Origin of the sequence: Microvirga puerhi (assembly GCF_020089865.1) — a bacterium.
GTDB classification, from domain to species: Bacteria; Pseudomonadota; Alphaproteobacteria; order Rhizobiales; family Beijerinckiaceae; genus Microvirga; species Microvirga puerhi.
Window position 1 is genome coordinate 79,977 of record NZ_JAIRBM010000002.1, and the last position, 18,839, is coordinate 98,815.

The window sequence follows — 18,839 nt, forward strand, 5'->3', positions numbered from 1 at the left end:
ATGTCCTAGAACATGCGGGGCGGCCGTGGCCGCGATGCGGGCTTGGACGGATCCGCATCCTGCGTGCTGCCGCGTCCCCCACCTCCGACGATGATCGGATCGCCCTCCTTGAGGCTTCCTCTCAGCACCTCCGTATAGCTCCCATCCGTCGCTCCAAGCCGGACGGGCACGAGTTCCGGATTGCCGTCGACGAGACGGTAGACGCGGCCATCGGTTCCCTCGTCCGCCGCTGGCCTTGCCGCGACCCTCCTGCGTCCCTGCTGCTCCGGTTTGTTTTCCGCTGCTGGAAGTCTCGCTACGACTGCCGCGCCCGGCGGGCGAAACCGCAGTGCTGCATTGGGGACGCGCAAGACGTTGTCGCGCTCGTCCGTGACGATCTGAAGATTTGCTGTCATGCCAGGCAGAAGAGCCATGTCCGCATTCTTCACCCCGATCACCGCAGTATAGGTCACCACGTTCTGAACAGTCTGCGCTCCGAGGCGCACCAGACGCACGCGGCCTGAGAAGTTGCGATTGGGGTAGGCATTGACCGTGAAGCTGACAGCCTGATCAGGCTTCAGTCGGCCGACATCGGCTTCGTCGATATTGGCATAGATGTCGATCTCGCGAAGATCCTGCGCAATCGTGAAAAGGGTCGGTGCCGACAGCGATGCGGCGACGGTCTGGCCGAGCTCGATGTCCCGCTTCACCACCACGCCGTCGACCGGCGAGCGAATATCCGTCCTGGCGAGATCGATCTCGATATCCTTCAACTTGGCTTCCCGCTGCAGGATCATCGCCTCCGCCGATTTCAAGCCCGCATCGGCCAGGGCGAGATCCGCCCGCAGGCCTTCGGTCTCCGCCTTGTTGGATGCAATCTGCGCCTGGGCTGAGACAAGCGTCGCCTTCTGAATGTCGAGCTGCGTCCTTGCCTGGTCGAGCGCGTTCTGCGTGCCGGCGGCGCGGGCGACCAGCTCTGTGGCTCGCTCAAAGTTACGCTGCGCTTCGGCAAGCTGGGCCTGGGCCCGATCGCGCTGAGCTGCGATGTCCGCCGCGACCGCCTCCGAGCGGTCCAGCATGGATTTCGCCTTGTCGATCTGCGCCTTCTTCGTGTCGCGGTCGGCTTTTGACTGGGCAAGGTCCGCCAAGGCCGCATCGCGTCTGGACTTGATCTGCTCGGAATAGAGGCGAGCGACGATCTGGCCCTCCTTCACCGGGGTGTTGTAGTCCGCGAGGATTTCGACCACCTGACCGGAAAGCTGCGAGCCGACCAGGACCGTGGTGACCGGATTGAGCGTGCCCGTGGCCCGTACGCTCGCGGTGATCGATCCCTGTTCCGCGGCAGCAAGCCGATAGCCGGCATCGGACGCGTTGCCGCCTACTGGTCGCCATAAAAAGAAGCCGGTGATACCTGCCACCGCCACAATGCCGACCGCCCAGATCCAGACCCGCCGCACGCCGAAAAACCTTTCAAGCCCTGTTACTTGCCGGCTCATTGTGGCGTATTTTCCGGCCTGTTTCGAGTTAACTCTTTGTCATACGTCTCGCTGCGGTCGCTGGGCGATCAAATCCCGCAGAGTCGTAATGGTTGAGGCGTCGGCGACCCCGTCGACCCGTTCGGGCCGGAAATGGCGCTGGAAGGCCGCGACGACCTTTTCCGTATTTTCGTCGAAGGTCCCGTTAATCTTGAGGCCGTAGCCGTACATGGAGAGCATCGCCTGAAGCGCCTCGATGGGCATGCCCTCGTCGCCCCGAGCGAAGAATCGTCCATCCCTGATCGGAGCGGGAGGGGACCAGTGCCCGACGCCTGCCTCGTGCAGATTCCGCCAGGGAAACAACTCGCCCGGATCGACCTTCCGGCCGGGAGCGACATCCGAATGCGCGAGCACACGGGTGGAAGGGATTCGCCAGCGGGAGACGATATCGCGCGCGAGAGCGATGACGCTGTCGATCTGCATTTGCGGGAAGGGCGGAAGCCCGCCAGGATGCCCGGCATTCGCAATTTCAATGCCGATAGAACGGGAATTGATATCGGTCTCGCCGTCCCAATAGGAAGCCCCCGCATGCCACGCGCGGCGCGCCTCCGGCACCATTTGGAGGACGCGGCCGTCCTCGAAGACGAAATAATGGGCCGAGACCTGCGAGATCGGATTGCAGAGCCATTGCAGCGCCTCGCCCTCGTCCGGCATGCCCGTATAGTGCAGGATCAGCATGTCGGCTCGCTGTCCGCCTTTCCTTTCCCCATGGTTCGGCGACGGAAAGACCTTCGCTGCGACGGCACTCTCGGGGGAAAGGGATGTACTCATCGTCTCACCGGAGATTCCGCTCAGCTGCGATACGCTCCCAAGCGGCATTGATGACGGCGAGGCGATCCGTTGCGATCTTCACCGCTTCGGGCGGCAGACCGCGGGCTATTTCCCGATCGGGATGGTTCTCGGCGACGAGCTGGCGATAGTGACGCTTCAGCGCATCGTCGCTCATGTGGCGATCGGCGTTGAGGATCAGATAGGGATCGTCGGCTCGCTGCACGTGGCGCGCTGCGATGCGTGCGAACTCGGAATCGGCGAACGAGAAAATGCTCGCGACCTCGCGCAGATAGGCGAATTCCGCCTCGTGCACGGCTCCGTCTGCCTTGGCGATATGAAACAGACCATCGAGGACATCTTCGAGAAGAGCCGGCTCGTCCTTGAACATATCGCCGATCTGCTGTGCATAGGCTTCGAAACCGTCCGGCGTTTGCTTGGCGAGGTCGAACAAGCGCTTCACGCGCTCATGCTCGCCGGCGGGAACTTCGATAATCTGCTCGAAGGCCGCAACCTCGCGCTCCACGACGACGCCGTCCGCCTTTGCCATTTTGGCTGCCAGGGCCACGAGGCCCATGGTGAAGACGACGTCGCGCGGCGGGCGTCCGAAGATCGCGCCTTCGCGATCGATCAGCACATGTCCGGCCACACCGCCAAGAAGTGCGCCGAGCGGCCCGCCCAAAGCGAGACCGATGCCGGCACCACCTAATTTGCCCCAAATCGACTGAATCATCGTAGTCGAGTGGTACGCGCAACTCTGGGCAAAAGAAAAGGGGCCGGACGCTGTCCGACCCCTAAAATTCGCGTTAGATCGCTTAGCGGCAATAGATATTGCCGTAGACGTCCTGGTAGGTGCCATAGGGGCAGGCCGGACGCGACGGAGTGGTCGCTGCGCCGACGATCGCGCCGCCAGCCGCGCCGATGGCTGCGCCGGCAAGCGCGCCGCTCCCACGGCCCGTAGCCGCGCCGCCGATCGCTGCGCCTGCCAGGCCGCCAATAGCTGCACCACCGACTGCACGCTCACCAGGAGTGTTGCAGGCCGCCATCGAGAGGGTGAGAGCGCCAGCTGCGATGGCTGTGATGATCTTTTTCATGGAAGCTTCCCTGTCTTAAGTGGGCTTCGGACCGCCCAGGCCTACTTAGCTTGACCTTACGCCGAGGCCAACTCTTGGAGAGGCAAACAGTTCCTCGCCCACGGAATTATCTGTAGAAAATCCTTTCCAAATTCTTGCAGGCTATAATCCATAAGATCTAGTGCAGATCTGGCACTTCTTATTGTCTAGCTTAAGCAAATCTCGAACAACATTGCGTCTTGCCGTGTCACATCTTTGCCCTAATTCGGCCTCACCGAGCGAATGATCGCAGCCGTTTGTCTCTCGGAGATCGATATGACTTTGCAGCATTTCTTCAGGACGATCGTTGTTGCGATGCTCGGTGTTGCTGCTCTTGCTCTCATTCAACAGGCACGTGCGGAAGGTGGAGAAGGATCAGGCGTTGTCCCGCCTGACGCGGTGACCCAGGCGGCCGTTTCGGCGGAGCGCACATCTCCCGCTGCTGTAGAGGAGAGGCCGGCTACGACCGCTTCCATCGCCCCGGTTGTTCGCGTCAAGTCGAAGATCGCCGATGCGGTTCGGGCGGAGTCCCTTCGGCCGCTCGTAGAGCGCTATGCGTCTGAGCACGATCTTCCCTATGCATTGGCCGATGCGGTCATCCGTATCGAGAGCCGTTACAATCCGATCGTCCGGAACGGCCCGAACATGGGCCTGACGCAGATCAATTTTCGAACCGCCCAGTCCCTCGGCTATCAAGGCAATGCTGCGGGCCTGCTCGATGCCGAGACCAATCTTCGCTTCGGGCTGAAATATCTGGCGCAGGCCTATAGGCTCGCCGGAGGCGACACCTGCGGGACGATCCTGCGCTATCAATTCGGACACCGCACCCAGACCATGACGCGCGCTTCGCGCGTCTATTGCGCGAAGGTGAAGACTCTTACCGCAAAAGCTGACTAGTCATTATGCGATAGCGTTGCTTTGATGTTTCGCTGATACGATCTCCGTTCACTGTGAACGAAGCATTGCTCAAAAGATGGGCATCGGACACTTGACGAAGAGGTTCGAGTTCCTCCACATCCACTGTGTCAGCCGGCCGGGCGGCCGCTCCGTTCGCGGAGAGGAAAGTCCGGGCTCCATGGAGACACGGTGCCGGATAACGTCCGGCGGGGGCAACCCTAGGGAAAGTGCCACAGAAAGCAGACCGCCTCGCTTCGCGAGGTAAGGGTGAAAGGGTGCGGTAAGAGCGCACCGCGGACGCAGTAATGCGGACGGCACGGCAAACCCCACCAGGAGCAAAACCGAATAGGGACGACAGGCGTTCGCGCCAGGCTTGTTTCCAGCCTCGTCGTCCGGGTTGGTTGCTTGAGGCGGCCAGCAATGGCCGTCCCAGAGGAATGGTCGCCACGTTCAAGGTTCGCGCCTTGGGCCCTACAGAACCCGGCTTACAGGCCGGCTGACAACCTTTTCCACAGGATGAAATTTGAGAAAACGGTGGCAAACCGTTGCTCTGCTTACGATTCATTAACCCTAAACAATTCTGATGGCGGTTGCATGCCGACAAGCCGCCGTTCCAACCCCATTTCGTTGACGCCCATATCCTCCCATGTTATCCCAAATCATCCCGTCGACGATGTCTTCTGAAGGGATGGTCAGGTCCACGCAAGGATCTGGCGCCATTGTTCAGAATGAGGCGTCTACATCGGCGCTGGGTGGCGGCAGATCCGCAAAATCTGCCGGGGGGCTGACAATCAGGAGTGCGCGAGCCGCGGCCCATGAACCGCTTCGTGTCCAATTTCACCAACAAGTTGGATTCGAAGGGTCGGGTCTCGATCCCCGCATCCTTCCGCGCAGTGTTGGCGGCGGATGGGTTCGAGGGGCTCTACGTTCATCCGGCGCTGGATGCGCCGGCCCTGGACGCAGGCGGCAACGTGCTTCTGAACGAAATCGATGCGTTCTTGTCGACGCTGTCGCCCTATTCGGACGAACGAGATCAGCTGTCGACGGCGTTGTTCGGAACCAGCGAGATTCTGAAGGTCGATCCGGAGGGGCGTGTCATCCTGACGGATTCAGTGAAGGTGCATGCCGGGATCGCGGACTCAGTGACGTTCGTCGGACTCGGTCACAAGTTCCAGATTTGGGAACCCGAGCGTTTCCGTGCGCATCTGGAGGAGGCGCGTACGAAAGTGCGGGATCTGAAAAAGGTCTTGGGCAACCGGGTCATGGAGCAGCGTTCGATGCAGGACATCTCACCAGGAGTACGGGGGCGATGATGGGACGCGGCGACGGCCCAGGCGCCGGAGCCGCTGGCGGACCGGCCCGTCACGTTCCCGTGCTCCTGGAAGAGGTCTGCACGGCGCTGGAAGCGGAGCAGGCTGGAACGTACATGGACGGTACGTTCGGGGCCGGCGGCTACACCCGCGCTATCCTAGAAGCAAACAGCCACAACACCGTCATTGCTATCGACCGGGATCCCGATGCGATCTCGGGCGGTGCCGCACTCGTTTCACGTATGAAGGGCCGGCTCACGCTCGTGCAGGGCCGTTTCGGCCAGCTCGACGAGATCGCACAGGCTCAAGGTCACGAGCATGTCGATGGAGTCGTGCTTGATATCGGCGTGTCGTCGATGCAGCTCGACGAGGCGGAACGGGGCTTCTCGTTTCGCAGCAATGGTCCGCTGGACATGCGCATGGAGCGGGATGGCCCGAGTGCTGCCGATCTCGTGAACGAGTCCTCCGAAGCAGAACTCGCGGACATCTTCTATCATTATGGCGAGGAGCGTCGCGCACGTGCCGTTGCGCGCGCCATCGTCGAAGTCCGTCGCCGGCAAACATTCGAGACGACGGGGCAGCTCGCCGACCTCGTTGCGTCCCTGATCCGACAGGAGCCAGGCGGCATTCATCCTGCAACGCGTGTGTTTCAGGGGTTGCGCATCGCGGTCAACGACGAGCTCGGAGAGCTGGTCCGTGCGTTGCACGCAGCCGAGCGGATTCTGAGGCCCGGCGGACGCCTCGCAGTGGTGACCTTCCACTCGCTTGAAGATCGGATCGTGAAGCAGTTCTTTGCCGTCCGTACGGGACGCAGCCCCGGGAGCTCACGTCATTTGCCGGGGCATGTGGCGCCGAAACCGACCTTCGAGCCGATTACCCGGGGCCCGGTCGCGCCGAGCGACGAGGAGGTTGCACGCAATCCTCGGGCCCGGTCGGCGAAGCTGCGCGCCGGACGCCGGACGGAAACGCCGGCACAGGAACTTTTGAGTGCCATCACGATGCTCGCGGAACTTCCGCAGACTGCCGACAAAAGGGGAGGGCGCCGGTGATCCGTCTCTTGCACATCATCGCCATTACGATCCTCATCGCGTCTGCCGGGTATGCATATTCCGTCAAGTACGAGACGCTGTACTACGTCGAGCAGGTGGCGAAGCTCAAAGCGAAGGTCCAACGCGAGCGGGATGCCATCGCGGTGCTCCAGGCCGAGTGGCAATATCTCGATCGCCCGGACCGCCTGCAGGCGGCAGCCGATCAGCATCTCGATCTCCAGCCCATGAAAATCCAACAACTCGCCCGCCTGTCGGATCTGCCGAACAGGCCGGACCGGGAGGACGAGATCGGCCGTAAGCTTGAGGCGCTCGGACTGTTCGGGCCGACTTCGACGCCAAAGGACAAGAGCAACGACGCCCGTACTCCGACCACGCAAACCCCGAGAAGATAAGCCCGTGCTGCAGAAGTTCGACCCGGATCTGATCGGACAGGGCGCTGCTCCAAAACGCAGCGTTTTCGCTTATGTGCGCGAACTGTTCCGCCTGCGTGTGGACAAGAGCACTTCGCGCGTCGGTTTTACGGCACTCTGCTTCGCGACGCTGTTCAGCGTCATCGGGGGACGTCTCGTCTTTCTTGCGATGACGAGCGATACGTCAAGCGAGGTGCGACGCGCCGCGTCCTTGGAAATCTCCGCTGCACGTCCGGACATCATTGACCGGAACGGAAATATCCTGGCGACCGACGTGAAGATGGTGTCGGTCTTCGCTGAGCCGCGCAACATCATCGACAAGGATGAAGCCGTCGAGCTTCTGACCGCTGTTCTTCCGGATCTTGATGCAACGGACCTTCGCAACAAGCTCGGAACCAAGAAGGGCTTCGTGTGGGTCAAGCGCGAGATCACGCCGCGTCAGCAGGCCGAGGTCCATCGCCTCGGCATCCCGGGCGTCGGCTTTCTGCCGGAAAACAAGCGCATCTACCCCAATGCGGAAGCTGCCGCCCACGTGCTCGGCTTCGCGAACGTGGACAATGTCGGCATCGCCGGAATCGAGAAGTACATCGATAACCAGGGCCTTCAGGATCTGAACGGCGCAGGATTTGCCATCTCGGCCGCCGATCTCAAGCCGGTGCAGCTTTCGATCGACCTGCGGGTGCAGCACGCTCTGCGCGACGAGCTCTCCAAAGGCATGGCTAAATTTAAAGCGAAGGCGACGGCCGGCGCCATCATGGACGTCAATACGGGCGAGATCATCGCCCTTGTCTCGCTTCCCGATTTCGACCCGAACAACCCTGTCGACGCTCTTGAGGCTGACCGCATCAACCGCATCAATGTCGGCGTGTTCGAGATGGGCTCTACATTCAAAGCCCTCACCACCGCCATGGCGCTCGATTCCGGCAAGTTCAACATCAACTCCACGCTCGATGCCAGATCGGGCTTGCGTTACGGCAAGTTCACCATCGGCGACTATCACGCCACGCACCGCGTGCTGACCGTGCCGGAAGTCTTCATCCATTCCTCGAATATCGGAACGGCGCGCATGGCGCTCGGGATCGGTGTCGAGGGACACAAGGCTTTCCTGCGCAAGATGGGCCAGCTCACGCGCCTCAAGACGGAACTGCCCGAAAACGCGGAGCCGATCGTTCCGCCGCGCTGGGGCGAGCTCAACACCATGACCATCGCCTTCGGCCATGGTCTCGCGGTTGCGCCACTCCAGGCGCTGATGGCAGTTGGTGCGCTCGTCAATGGCGGCGTGATGATCAATCCAACCTTCCTGAAGCGGGATGAGGCGACGGCGCGCCAGAATGCGCTGCAGGTACTCAAGCCGGAGACCAGCGAAGCATTGCGCTATGTCATGCGGCTCAACGCCTCGAACCCGGCAGGCTCGGCTTCGGCGGCGGCGATCGCCGGCTTCTTCGTGGGCGGCAAGACAGGTACCGCCGAAAAGGTCATCAACGGGCGTTATTCGAAGAACAAGAACTTCACGACGTTCACGGCGATCCTGCCGGCCGACAAGCCGAAATACGTCTTCCTGACGATCATGGACGAACCGCAGGCGGTGGAAGGCACTTATGGCTTCTCCACGGCCGGCTGGAACGCGGGCCCCGTCACCGGCAACATCATCGAACGCGTTGCGCCGATGCTCGGCGTTCCACCCCGTTTCGAGCCGCCGGCGCAACCCTTCCCGCTGATGTCGCGCCTCGGCGCCTGGGGCACGAAATGATGCCGACGAAACTTGTTCACTTTGGCGATCTTCTGCCGGAAGCGCGTGGCGAAGCCGGCGCTTCATTGGTTGTCACGGGGATCGCGTCGGACAGCCGCAAGGTCGGACAAGGCTCGGTCTTTTTCGCCGTGCCCGGCACGAAGGCAGACGGCATGAGCTTCGTTCCTCAGGCCGTGGCGGCGGGCGCGGTCGCTATCGTCGGCGAAGCGGAACGTCCTGCAGGTCTGCCGTCGGACATTGTCTTCGTTCAAGTGCCGGACGTGCGGCAAGCGCTTGCCTTGGCCGCTTCCCGCTTCTTCCCGCGTCAGCCTAAGAAGATCGTCGCCGTCACGGGGACAAGCGGCAAGAGCTCCGTTGCGGATTTCTCGCGTCAACTTTTCGCCGTTCTCGGTCACAAATCGGCAAGCCTCGGCACTCTCGGCGTAATGACATCGGACGGGGCCGCCTACGGCTCGCTGACGACTCCTGATCCGATCTCGCTGCACGAGACGCTCGATCGTTTGGCACAGGATGGGATTACCCGCCTCGCGATGGAGGCGTCCTCTCACGGCATCGACCAGAGGCGTCTCGACGGCGTAATTCTGAGCGCTGCCGGTTTCACCAATCTCGGCCGGGATCATCTCGATTATCACGGAACGACGGAGGAGTATGCGGCCGCGAAGCTGCGCCTCTTCGATACGCTCCTGCCGAATGGCAGCCCCGCCATCGTCAATGCCGACGGACCCTATGCCGACGTCTTCATGGAAGGCATTCGGCGCGCCGGAAGAGCCCTTCTGACGACCGGCAGCACCGGCACCATGTTGAGGCTTTCCGATGTGCGGCAGGAAGGGTTCGATCAAATCCTGACGGTCGACGCTTTCGGGCGCACCTTCGAGACCCGATTGCCACTCCTCGGCCGCTTCCAGGTCGAGAACGCCCTCGTCGCCGCAGGCCTCGTGCTGTCTGTCGAGGGTGAGCAACATGCGGGCGAAGTCTTGGCGGGCTTCGCGCGGCTGAAAGGTGTCTCCGGACGGCTGGAGCGGGTCGGGGAGATCGATGGGGCGCTCTGCATCGTCGACTACGCCCATAAACCGGACGCTCTCGCCAATGTGCTCGATGCCCTGCGGCCGTTCACAAGGGAACGGCTGATCTGCATCGTCGGCTGCGGCGGCGACCGGGACCGGGGCAAGCGGCCGGTCATGGGGCGCATCGCAATCGACAAGGCGGATGTCGTTATCGTCACGGACGATAATCCTCGCTCAGAGGACCCGGCGGCGATCCGGGCTGAGGTGCTGAAAGGGGCGCCCGGCGCCACGGAGATCGGCGACCGCGCTCTCGCCATTCGGACGGCCGTAAATCAGCTTCGGCCGGGCGATGTGCTGGTCGTGGCGGGCAAAGGCCATGAAACGGGCCAAATCATCGGCGACCGGACCCTGCCGTTCTCGGACCATGACGAGGTTCGGGCGGCCATTGCGGAGAGGCAGGGATGACGGACCCCTTATGGACCCTTGAGGAAATAGCGGCGGCGACCGGTGCGCGCATGGGCGCGGGTGTCCGCGCGGCTTCCGGGGCCTCCATCGACACGCGTACGCTTGAACCTGGCGATCTCTACTTCGCCATCAAGGGGGATGTGCACGACGGGCATGATTTCGTCCCGGCAGCCCTCGAGAAGGGTGCCGCGGCGGCCTTTGTGTCGGAGGAAAAAGCTCAGGTCCTGAAGGGCACGGATCGTCTCGTCATCGTTCCCGACGTTCTGGAGGGGATGCGCCAGCTCGGCCGCGTCGCTCGGGCCCGCACTGGGGCCAAGATCGTCGCGATCACCGGTTCCGTCGGCAAGACCGGTACCAAGGAAGCCATGCGGATCGCCCTGAGCCGCCAAGGGAAGACGCACGCCTCCGTCGCTTCCTATAACAATCATTGGGGTGTACCGCTCACGCTCGCCCGCATGCCGCGCGACACCGAGTTCGGCGTTTTCGAAATCGGGATGAATCACGCCGAGGAAATCCTTCCGCTGACGAGAATGGTTCGTCCCCATGTCGCAGTGATCACCACGGTGGAGCCGGTCCATATCGAGTTCTTTCGCTCGATCTGGGGCATCGCCGACGCGAAGGGCGAGATCTTCTCGGGTCTCGAGCCGGGCGGAACGGCGGTCATCGGCCGGGACAGCCCGTATTTCGAACGCCTGCGCGCTCATGCACTGGCATCACGGGCCGGGCGTGTTCTCACTTTCGGTGAGGCCGAGGCGGCTGATATCCGGGCGGAACGCATCATTGTGAAGCCCGATCTCTCGGTGGTCGAGGCCCGGGTGTTCGGGCAACCGCTTACCTATAGGATCGGTACCCCGGGGCGGCATATCGCCCTCAATTCCCTGAGCGTCCTTGCCGCCGCTCATGCGATCGGCGCTGACCTTGCCCTCACGGCCCTCGCCCTGTCCGAGCTCAAGCCGCCTGTCGGCCGGGGAGAGCGGACCGTCCTGTCCTTGAAGGACGGGGAGGCCCTGTTGATCGACGAGAGCTACAACGCGAACCCCGCCTCCATGCGGGCGGCGCTGGCCAATCTGGGCGCGGTGGAACTCTCCCGCCAGGGCCGCCGGATTGCGGTGCTCGGCGACATGAAGGAGCTGGGAGAGACCGGGCCCGCACTCCACGAGGGGCTGGCGGAGGCCATCGAAGCGAACCGGGTCGACCATATCTTCGCGGCCGGGCCACTCATGGAAAATCTGGTCCGAAAACTGCCCAAGGCCAAGATTTCCGTCCATGTGCCGACTTCGGCCGATCTCGTCGAGGCGGTCTGTGCCGGCGTGCGGCCGGGTGACGCCGTCATGGTCAAGGGCTCGCTGAGCATGAAGATGGCTTTGGTTGTCAAAGCCCTGAAAGATCGTTACGGCGCTGGCCAGACCGGCCAAGCGCTGAAAGGATAATCGATGTTGACCTGGCTGGCTGATCTCAGCCCCTATTTCACTCCCCTCAATATTTTCCGATACATCACGTTTCGCACCGGCGGTGCGACCGCGACGGCATTGCTTTTCGTCTTCCTGTTCGGTCCTGCGATCATCTCCCTCCTGCGCGTCCGCCAGGGCAAGGGGCAGCCGATCCGTGAGGATGGGCCGCAGTCACACCTTCTGACCAAACGCGGCACGCCCACCATGGGCGGGCTGATGATCATGGCCGGCGTGCTGGTCTCCACGTTGCTCTGGGCGAATCTTGCGAACCACTACGTTTGGGTCGTGCTGTTCGTGACCGTGGGCTTCGGCGCTATCGGGTTCTATGACGATTATCTCAAGGTGACGAAGCAGTCCCATAAGGGATTCTCCGGTCGCTCGCGCCTCGCCATCGAGGCGCTGATCGCGGCGGTCGCCTGCATTGCTATCTCCTACATGGCGACGCCCGGCCTCGCCAACAAACTGGCGCTGCCGTTCTCGAAGGAATTGATCCTCAATCTCGGCTGGTTCTACATCATCTTCGGCGGCTTCGTTATCGTCGGCGCCGGCAATGCCGTGAACATCACGGATGGCCTCGATGGTCTGGCCATCGTGCCGGTGATGATTGCCGCAGGCACATTCGGCTTCATCGCGTATCTCGCGGGCAATGCGGTCTTCGCCAACTATCTCCAGATTCATTTCGTGCCCGGCACAGGCGAGCTCGCCGTGATTTGCGGTGCCCTGATGGGAGCAGGTCTCGGCTTCCTCTGGTTTAACGCGCCGCCGGCTCAGATCTTCATGGGTGATACCGGGTCGCTCGCGCTCGGAGGCTTGCTGGGAACGATTGCGGTGGCAACGAAGCACGAGATCGTGCTCGCCATCGTCGGTGGTCTTTTCGTTCTCGAAATCATGTCGGTGATCATCCAGGTCACCTCCTTCAAGCTCACCGGCAAGCGCGTGTTCAAGATGGCGCCGATCCACCATCATTTCGAACAGCTCGGATGGACCGAACCCCAGGTGGTGATCCGGTTCTGGATCGTCGCCGTGGTTCTGGCCCTCGTCGGCCTCTCGACCCTCAAGCTCCGGTGAAGGCATGACACCCGTCACCACCTTCGCCGGTCAGACAGTCGCACTCTTCGGTCTCGGCGGATCGGGGCTGGCGACCGCGCTCGCTCTGAAAGAGGGTGGGGCCTATGTCATTGCTTGCGATGACAACCCGGCGAAGATGGCGGAAGCCGAGGCCAAGGGCGTCGAGACGGCAGACCTGCGCAAGGCCGATTGGTCGCGCTTTTCGTCCCTCGTGCTGTCGCCGGGCGTGCCGCTGACACATCCGGAGCCGCACTGGTCGGCGAAGAGTGCGAAAGACGCGGGCGTCGAGATCTTCGGCGATATCGAGCTGTTCTGCCGCGAGCGCGCAAAGATCGCTCCGAAGGCTCCCTTCATTGCGATCACGGGAACCAACGGCAAATCCACCACTACCGCTCTCATTGCCCATATCCTGCGGCAGGCCGGTTACGACGTGCAGTTGGGCGGGAATATCGGCACGGCCATTCTCTTGCTCCAGCCGCCTTCGGACAGCCGCGTCCACGTAGTCGAATGCTCGTCCTTCCAGATCGATCTGGCGCCGTCCTTGGCGCCGACGATCGGTGTTCATCTAAACGTTTCGCCGGATCATCTCGACCGGCATGGGACGATGGAGAATTACGCGGCCATCAAGGAGAGGCTCGTCGCCCAATCCGAGAAGGCCATCGTCGGCGTCGATGACGCATGGAGCCGCTCCATCGCGGAGGCCTGCATCGCGAAAGGAATCGATGTCACGCCCGTCTCGACCAGGCGCTTGAACGGTTTCGGCTTCCTGACAGAGGGACCGCGCGTGTTGCATGTGACGTCGTCCGGCAGCATACCAGTTGCCGACTTGTCCGACATTCCTTCCCTCCGGGGCGAACACAATGCTCAGAATGCGGCAGCTGCCATTGCCGTGGCATTCGCCATGGGTGTCTCTGCCGACGACATCCAGTCGAGTCTGAGGACCTTCTCGGGACTGCCGCATCGAATGGAGGGAGTCGGCCGCATCGGCGCGACGCTCTTCATCAACGATTCGAAGGCGACCAACGCGGATTCCACCGAGAAAGCGCTCAAGTCCTTCGATAACATTCTATGGATCCTGGGGGGGAAGCAGAAGGAGGGTGGCATCACATCCCTGCGGCCGTACTTCCCAAAGATCCGAAAGGCCTACCTGATCGGTGCCGCTTCCGACGAATTTGCCGCGACTCTCGGCGACGACGTCCCTTCCGTCCGAGCGACGACGCTCGATCGCGCCGTCGAGCAGGCTGCACGCGATGCGGCGGCTATGAATGCGCCGGCGGTCGTGCTGCTGTCTCCGGCCTGCGCGTCCTACGACCAGTTTCCGAATTACGAAGTGCGCGGAAATCACTTCCGCGAACTCGTTAAAGCCTTGCCCGGCATCAATCCGACCATGGGAGCCTGACGATGGTGTCACGCGCAGAACGTTCGGCTTTCGGCGACTGGTGGTGGACCGTCGATCGCTTGCTGCTTGCGTCCCTGGCGATCCTATCGCTGGCCGGGCTCGTCTTTCTCATGGCGGGCGGTCCGCCGGTGGCTGAGCGTCTCGGCCTTTCGACATTTCATTTCGTAAACAGGCAGGTCCTGTTCCTCATCCCGGCTCTGGCTATCCTCCTGCCGGTTTCGTTCCTGTCGCTGAGACACATACGGCGTCTCGCTCTGCTGATCTATTTCGTCGGCATGGGGCTCATCCTGCTCGCGTTCCAGTTCGGACCCGAGATCAAGGGAGCGCATCGCTGGATCATGATCGGTCCATTAGGGATTCAGCCATCGGAGTTCGTGAAGCCCGCATTCGTCATTCTCGCGGCCTGGGCCTTCTCCGAAGGCGCCAAGCGGAAGGATATGCCCGGTGCGTTGCTTGCGTTCCTCATCCTTCCCGCCACCATCGTTCCGCTCATTCTCCAACCGGATTTTGGGCAGACGATGCTGATCACCACCGTTTGGTGCGGCCTGTTCTTCGTCGCAGGCCTGCACTGGTTCTGGGTGATGGGGCTCGGAGGGGCAGGTCTGATCGGCGTCGTGGCGGCCTATGAATTCCTGCCGCACGTGCGCGCCCGCATCGAACGCTTCATGGACAAGTCGTCGGGAGACACGTTCCAGGTCGATATGGCGATGGAATCCTTCGCGCGCGGAGGCTGGCTCGGGCGTGGTCCGGGCGAGGGGTCGGTCAAGCGCATCCTGCCGGATGCTCATACGGACTTCATCTTCGCGGTCACCGCGGAAGAGTTCGGCGTTGTTGTCTGCATCGGTCTGCTCGTGCTCTTCGCGTTCATCGTTCTGCGCGGTCTGACGCTGGCCCGGCGCAACGAGGACACATTCTGCCGGCTGGCGGCGACCGGGCTCATCATGATGTTCGGCCTCCAGGCCGCCATCAACATGATGGTGAACGTGCACCTCATGCCTGCCAAGGGCATGACTCTGCCATTCATCTCCTATGGCGGCTCGTCGCTTCTCTCGCTTGCGCTCAGCATGGGCTTCCTCATCGCATTGACGCGACGGCGCCCCCGTGCCGAGACGATGGATTATTTTGTACAGGGTGCGCAGCACTCATGACGGGGCCGCTCATTGTTCTGACAGCCGGCGGCACAGGCGGACACCTCTTTCCCGCCGAAGCGCTCGCCAATGTCTTGAAGGCGGCGGGTGCACGCGTCGTGCTGGCGACCGACAAGCGCGCCAATGCCTATGCCGGCTCGTTTCCGGCCGATGAGATCATCGAGATTCTCTCTGCGACACCATCGGGACGTTCGCCGCTGCAGATGGCGAAAGCCGCGTTCGTGCTCGGACGCGGGACGCTTTCGGCCATGCGCAGTCTCCGCCGCCTGAGGCCTGCAGCTGTGGTCGGTTTCGGCGGTTATCCGACCGTCCCGCCCGTCATGGCTGCATCCCTGCTCGGTATTCCGACCGTCATCCACGAGGCCAATGCAGTGATGGGGCGCGCCAACAGGCTTCTGGCGCGCCGCGCGTCCATGGTCGCGACGGGCTTCAAAGCCATCAAGGGAATCCCGAACAGCGCCGGCAGGACGCTTCACACGGGAAATCCGATCCGGCCTGCTGTTCTGGAGGCGTCGAAGGTTGCCTACCCGTCGCTGCCGGTAAATGGAACCCTCCGCCTTCTCGTCGTCGGCGGCAGCCAGGGCGCGCGGGTGATGAGCGATGTCGTGCCGCCCACCATTGAATGTCTGTCGCCCGGCGAGCGGTCCCGGATCGCGGTCTGCCAACAGGCGCGTGGGGAAGATCTCGAGCGCGTACGCGCCCAGTATGGACGTCTCGGGATCTCGTTCGAGGCCGAGCCCTTCTTCAAGGACCTACCGAGGCGCATGGCTGAAGCCCATCTGGTCGTTGCCCGCTCCGGGGCCTCGACGGTTGCGGAACTCGCGGTCATCGGCCGTCCGTCGATCCTCGTCCCGCTCCCGGGGGCCATCGATCAGGATCAGGCCGCCAATGCACGAACCCTCGGAGACCTCGGGGCTGCCATCGTGCTTCCACAGTCCGAGTTCACTCCTGAGCGGCTCGCTGCCGAAATCGGTGCATATCTGCGCGAGCCGGACCGCTTGACGCGGGCCGCCGCCGCTGCACATAGCGCCAGCATCACCGACGCTGCGGAGCGCCTCGCGCAGGCCGTCCTCCAGCTCGCGTCCCCCGACAAGAAGGAAAAAAACCTATGAAGTTGCCGCCGAAACTCGGCCCTATTCATTTCATCGGCATCGGTGGCATCGGCATGTCGGGCATCGCCGAGGTGATGCACAATCTCGGCTACACCGTGCAAGGGTCGGACGCTGCCGACAATTACAACGTCAAGCGCCTTGCCGAGAAAGGCATCAAGACCTTCATCGGCCACAAGGCCGAGAACGTCGACGGAGCGGAAATCGTCGTGGTGTCGACGGCCATCAAGCGCGACAACCCGGAACTCACGACCGCGCGCGAAAAGCGGCTGCCCGTCGTGCGGCGGGCCGAGATGCTGGCCGAACTGATGCGCTTCAAGTCCTGCGTCGCTGTTGCTGGCACCCATGGCAAGACCACGACCACCTCGCTCGTTGCGACCCTGCTCGATGCGGGCGGTCTCGATCCGACGGTCATCAACGGTGGCATCATCAACGCCTATGGCACCAATGCCCGCATGGGCGAAGGCCAGTGGATGGTGGTGGAGGCCGACGAGTCCGACGGCACCTTCCTCAAGCTGCCCGCTGACGTCGCCATCGTCACGAATATCGATGCGGAGCATCTCGATCATTTCGGCGACTATGACGCCATCAAGGACGCCTTCCGGTCCTTCATCGATTCGATTCCGTTCTACGGCTTCGCGGTGATGTGCATCGATCATCCGACGGTTCAGGACCTCGTCGGGCGAATCGAGGATCGGCGCATCATCACCTATGGTGAAAACCCGCAGGCCGACGTGCGTCTGATGGATGTCGATCCCCGCGGCGGCCAGAGCCGTTTCCGCGTCATGATCCGTGACCGCCGTCCGGGCTTCCGCCTCGAGCTGGAAGATCTCGTGCTGCCGATGCCCGGAGCGCACAACGCGTTGAATGCGACGGCTGCCATCGCCGTCGCGCACGAGCTTGGTGTCTCGCAGGATGCGATCCGCAAGGCCCTTGCCGGCTTTGGTGGCGTGAAGCGCCGCTTCACGCGCACGGGCGAGTGGAACGGCGTGACGATCTTCGACGATTACGGCCACCATCCCATCGAAATCGCCGCCGTGCTCAAGGCCGCGCGGTCCTCGACGGAGGGACAGGTCATCGCCGTCGTGCAGCCTCATCGCTATACGCGTCTTTCCTCCCTGTTCGATCAGTTCTGCACCTGCTTCAACGACGCGGACGCAGTGATCGTCGCGCCGGTTTATGCGGCGGGTGAGCAGCCGATCCCGGGCGCGGACCGCGACAGTCTCGTGTCCGGCCTCAAGGCACGTGGGCACCGGAACGTGATGGCCCTCGAGAAGTCGGAAGACCTCGCCGGTCTGATCAAGGGCTTTGCGAAGCCCGGCGATTATGTGATCTGCCTCGGCGCCGGCAACATCACGCAATGGGCCTATGCGCTTCCCGGTGAACTTGAGACCCTCGGCGAAAAGGCAGCCTGATGTTTGCCGATCTGACGCCCGCCCTGAAGGCGCAGATGCCGGATCTGCGTGGCAAGCTCGAAGCGAATGCGCCGACGGCGCCGCTGTCGTGGTTCCGCACCGGCGGCCCGGCTAAGGTGCTCTTCACGCCTGCGGACGAGGATGATCTTGCCTATTTTCTCGCGAGGCTGGACCGCGCGTTTCCGATCCTGGTCGTCGGGCTCGGTTCGAACCTTTTGATTCGCGACCAGGGCTGGGAAGGGATCGTGATCCGGCTCGGCAAATCCTTTGCCGAGATCTCGGTCGAGGAAAACCACCGGATCCGCGCCGGTGCGGCCGCACCCGACGTGAAGGTCGCACGCGCGGCGGCGGAGGCTGGAATCGCGGGATTGTCCTTTCTGCGTGGCATTCCCGGCACGATCGGCGGCGCATTGAGGATGAACGGCGGCGCGTATGGGGGCGAGACGAAAGACGTTCTCGTCGAAGCGAGGGCCATCACCCGGTCTGGCGAGAAGGTGGTCTATTCCAACGCCGATATGGGCTTCACCTATCGCCATTCGGCCGTGCCTGATGATGTTATCTTCACCGAGGCTCTGTTCGAGGGCCGCGCCGGCGACCGCGATGCGATCCTGGCGGAGATGAACAACATCACCGAGGCGCGATCCTCGACGCAGCCGGTCAATACCCGGACGGGCGGCTCGACCTTCAAGAATCCGGAAGGCCGCAAGGCGTGGGAGCTGATCGATGCAGCCGGGTGCCGGGGGTTGCGCATCGGCGATGCACAAGTGTCCGAGATGCATTGCAATTTCCTGATCAACCATGGCTCGGCATCCGCCGCCGACATCGAGGCGCTGGGCGAAGAGGTGCGCAAGCGGGTGCTTGCGACCTCTGGCGTCACGCTGGAATGGGAAATCAAACGGGTCGGGCGTCCTTAGCGTCAGGCCGAATCATCGTCGGGCCTGCTGGAGATCAGCGGCGGCGAGGGGAGCAT

General features: G+C 62.6%; 17 protein-coding genes and 1 other RNA gene. 14 read left to right on the top strand and 4 right to left on the bottom strand.

The window, feature by feature from the left end; genetic code table 11:
* Nucleotides 1-5: 5 nt before the first annotated feature.
* The 4 genes from K9B37_RS02705 to K9B37_RS02720 all read right to left on the bottom strand — a co-directional run bounded on the left by K9B37_RS02705 (nucleotide 6) and on the right by K9B37_RS02720 (nucleotide 3,376).
* Nucleotides 6-1,475, bottom strand: a complete 1,470-nt coding sequence (locus tag K9B37_RS02705; RefSeq protein WP_224311267.1) for an RND family efflux transporter — start codon at nucleotides 1,473-1,475, stop codon at nucleotides 6-8.
* Between the two features lie 39 nt (nucleotides 1,476-1,514).
* Nucleotides 1,515-2,285 (bottom strand): N-acetylmuramoyl-L-alanine amidase, encoded by a 771-nt coding sequence (locus tag K9B37_RS02710; RefSeq protein ID WP_224311268.1) that lies wholly within the window; start codon nucleotides 2,283-2,285, stop codon nucleotides 1,515-1,517.
* 4 nt (nucleotides 2,286-2,289) lie between these two features.
* Nucleotides 2,290-3,015, bottom strand: coding sequence for a molecular chaperone DjiA (locus K9B37_RS02715; protein WP_224311269.1), 726 nt, complete (start codon nucleotides 3,013-3,015; stop codon nucleotides 2,290-2,292).
* Nucleotides 3,016-3,097: 82 nt separating this feature from the next.
* Entirely contained in the window at nucleotides 3,098-3,376 is a 279-nt protein-coding gene (locus tag K9B37_RS02720) for a YMGG-like glycine zipper-containing protein (protein WP_224311270.1), read from the bottom strand.
* 294 nt (nucleotides 3,377-3,670) lie between these two features.
* Here K9B37_RS02720 and K9B37_RS02725 point away from each other — a divergent pair, with 294 nt between their 5' ends.
* The 14 genes from K9B37_RS02725 to murB all read left to right on the top strand — a co-directional run bounded on the left by K9B37_RS02725 (nucleotide 3,671) and on the right by murB (nucleotide 18,783).
* Nucleotides 3,671-4,291 (top strand): lytic transglycosylase domain-containing protein, encoded by a 621-nt coding sequence (locus K9B37_RS02725; RefSeq protein ID WP_224311271.1) that lies wholly within the window; start codon nucleotides 3,671-3,673, stop codon nucleotides 4,289-4,291.
* 128 nt (nucleotides 4,292-4,419) lie between these two features.
* An RNA gene (gene rnpB, locus K9B37_RS02730) (RNase P RNA component class A) lies at nucleotides 4,420-4,795 on the top strand.
* Nucleotides 4,796-5,106: 311 nt separating this feature from the next.
* Complete coding sequence (mraZ, locus tag K9B37_RS02735; protein ID WP_224311272.1) at nucleotides 5,107-5,604, top strand: division/cell wall cluster transcriptional repressor MraZ; 498 nt, start codon at nucleotides 5,107-5,109, stop codon at nucleotides 5,602-5,604.
* Nucleotides 5,601-6,650 carry a 16S rRNA (cytosine(1402)-N(4))-methyltransferase RsmH gene (gene rsmH / locus K9B37_RS02740; RefSeq protein ID WP_224311273.1) on the top strand — a complete coding sequence of 350 codons (1,050 nt, stop codon included), beginning with the start codon at nucleotides 5,601-5,603 and terminating at the stop codon, nucleotides 6,648-6,650. The genes mraZ and rsmH overlap by 4 nt, the downstream gene beginning before the upstream one ends.
* A complete protein-coding gene (ftsL, locus tag K9B37_RS02745) occupies nucleotides 6,647-7,042 on the top strand; it encodes a cell division protein FtsL (protein ID WP_224311274.1) in 396 nt (131 codons plus the stop codon). The genes rsmH and ftsL overlap by 4 nt, the downstream gene beginning before the upstream one ends.
* Before the next feature lie 4 nt (nucleotides 7,043-7,046).
* Nucleotides 7,047-8,810, top strand: coding sequence for a peptidoglycan D,D-transpeptidase FtsI family protein (locus K9B37_RS02750; protein WP_224311275.1), 1,764 nt, complete (start codon nucleotides 7,047-7,049; stop codon nucleotides 8,808-8,810).
* On the top strand, nucleotides 8,807-10,279 hold the full coding sequence (locus K9B37_RS02755; RefSeq protein ID WP_224311276.1) for a UDP-N-acetylmuramoyl-L-alanyl-D-glutamate--2,6-diaminopimelate ligase: 1,473 nt from the start codon (nucleotides 8,807-8,809) through the stop codon (nucleotides 10,277-10,279). Before K9B37_RS02750 ends, K9B37_RS02755 begins: the two co-directional genes overlap by 4 nt.
* Nucleotides 10,276-11,709: a UDP-N-acetylmuramoylalanyl-D-glutamyl-2,6-diaminopimelate--D-alanyl-D-alanine ligase gene (locus K9B37_RS02760; RefSeq protein WP_224311277.1), complete on the top strand. Its 1,434-nt coding sequence runs from the start codon at nucleotides 10,276-10,278 to the stop codon at nucleotides 11,707-11,709. The genes K9B37_RS02755 and K9B37_RS02760 overlap by 4 nt, the downstream gene beginning before the upstream one ends.
* A gap of 3 nt (nucleotides 11,710-11,712) precedes the next feature.
* Nucleotides 11,713-12,798 carry a phospho-N-acetylmuramoyl-pentapeptide-transferase gene (mraY, locus tag K9B37_RS02765; protein ID WP_224311278.1) on the top strand — a complete coding sequence of 362 codons (1,086 nt, stop codon included), beginning with the start codon at nucleotides 11,713-11,715 and terminating at the stop codon, nucleotides 12,796-12,798.
* Nucleotides 12,799-12,802: 4 nt separating this feature from the next.
* Nucleotides 12,803-14,197: a UDP-N-acetylmuramoyl-L-alanine--D-glutamate ligase gene (gene murD / locus K9B37_RS02770; protein WP_224311279.1), complete on the top strand. Its 1,395-nt coding sequence runs from the start codon at nucleotides 12,803-12,805 to the stop codon at nucleotides 14,195-14,197.
* A 2-nt stretch (nucleotides 14,198-14,199) separates the two neighbouring features.
* Entirely contained in the window at nucleotides 14,200-15,345 is a 1,146-nt protein-coding gene (locus K9B37_RS02775) for an FtsW/RodA/SpoVE family cell cycle protein (RefSeq protein WP_224311280.1), read from the top strand.
* Nucleotides 15,342-16,457, top strand: coding sequence for an undecaprenyldiphospho-muramoylpentapeptide beta-N-acetylglucosaminyltransferase (gene murG / locus K9B37_RS02780; protein WP_224311281.1), 1,116 nt, complete (start codon nucleotides 15,342-15,344; stop codon nucleotides 16,455-16,457). Before K9B37_RS02775 ends, murG begins: the two co-directional genes overlap by 4 nt.
* Nucleotides 16,454-17,869 (top strand): UDP-N-acetylmuramate--L-alanine ligase, encoded by a 1,416-nt coding sequence (gene murC / locus K9B37_RS02785; RefSeq protein WP_224311282.1) that lies wholly within the window; start codon nucleotides 16,454-16,456, stop codon nucleotides 17,867-17,869. Before murG ends, murC begins: the two co-directional genes overlap by 4 nt.
* Entirely contained in the window at nucleotides 17,869-18,783 is a 915-nt protein-coding gene (gene murB / locus K9B37_RS02790) for a UDP-N-acetylmuramate dehydrogenase (protein WP_439651671.1), read from the top strand. Before murC ends, murB begins: the two co-directional genes overlap by 1 nt.
* Nucleotides 18,784-18,839: the final 56 nt, after the last annotated feature.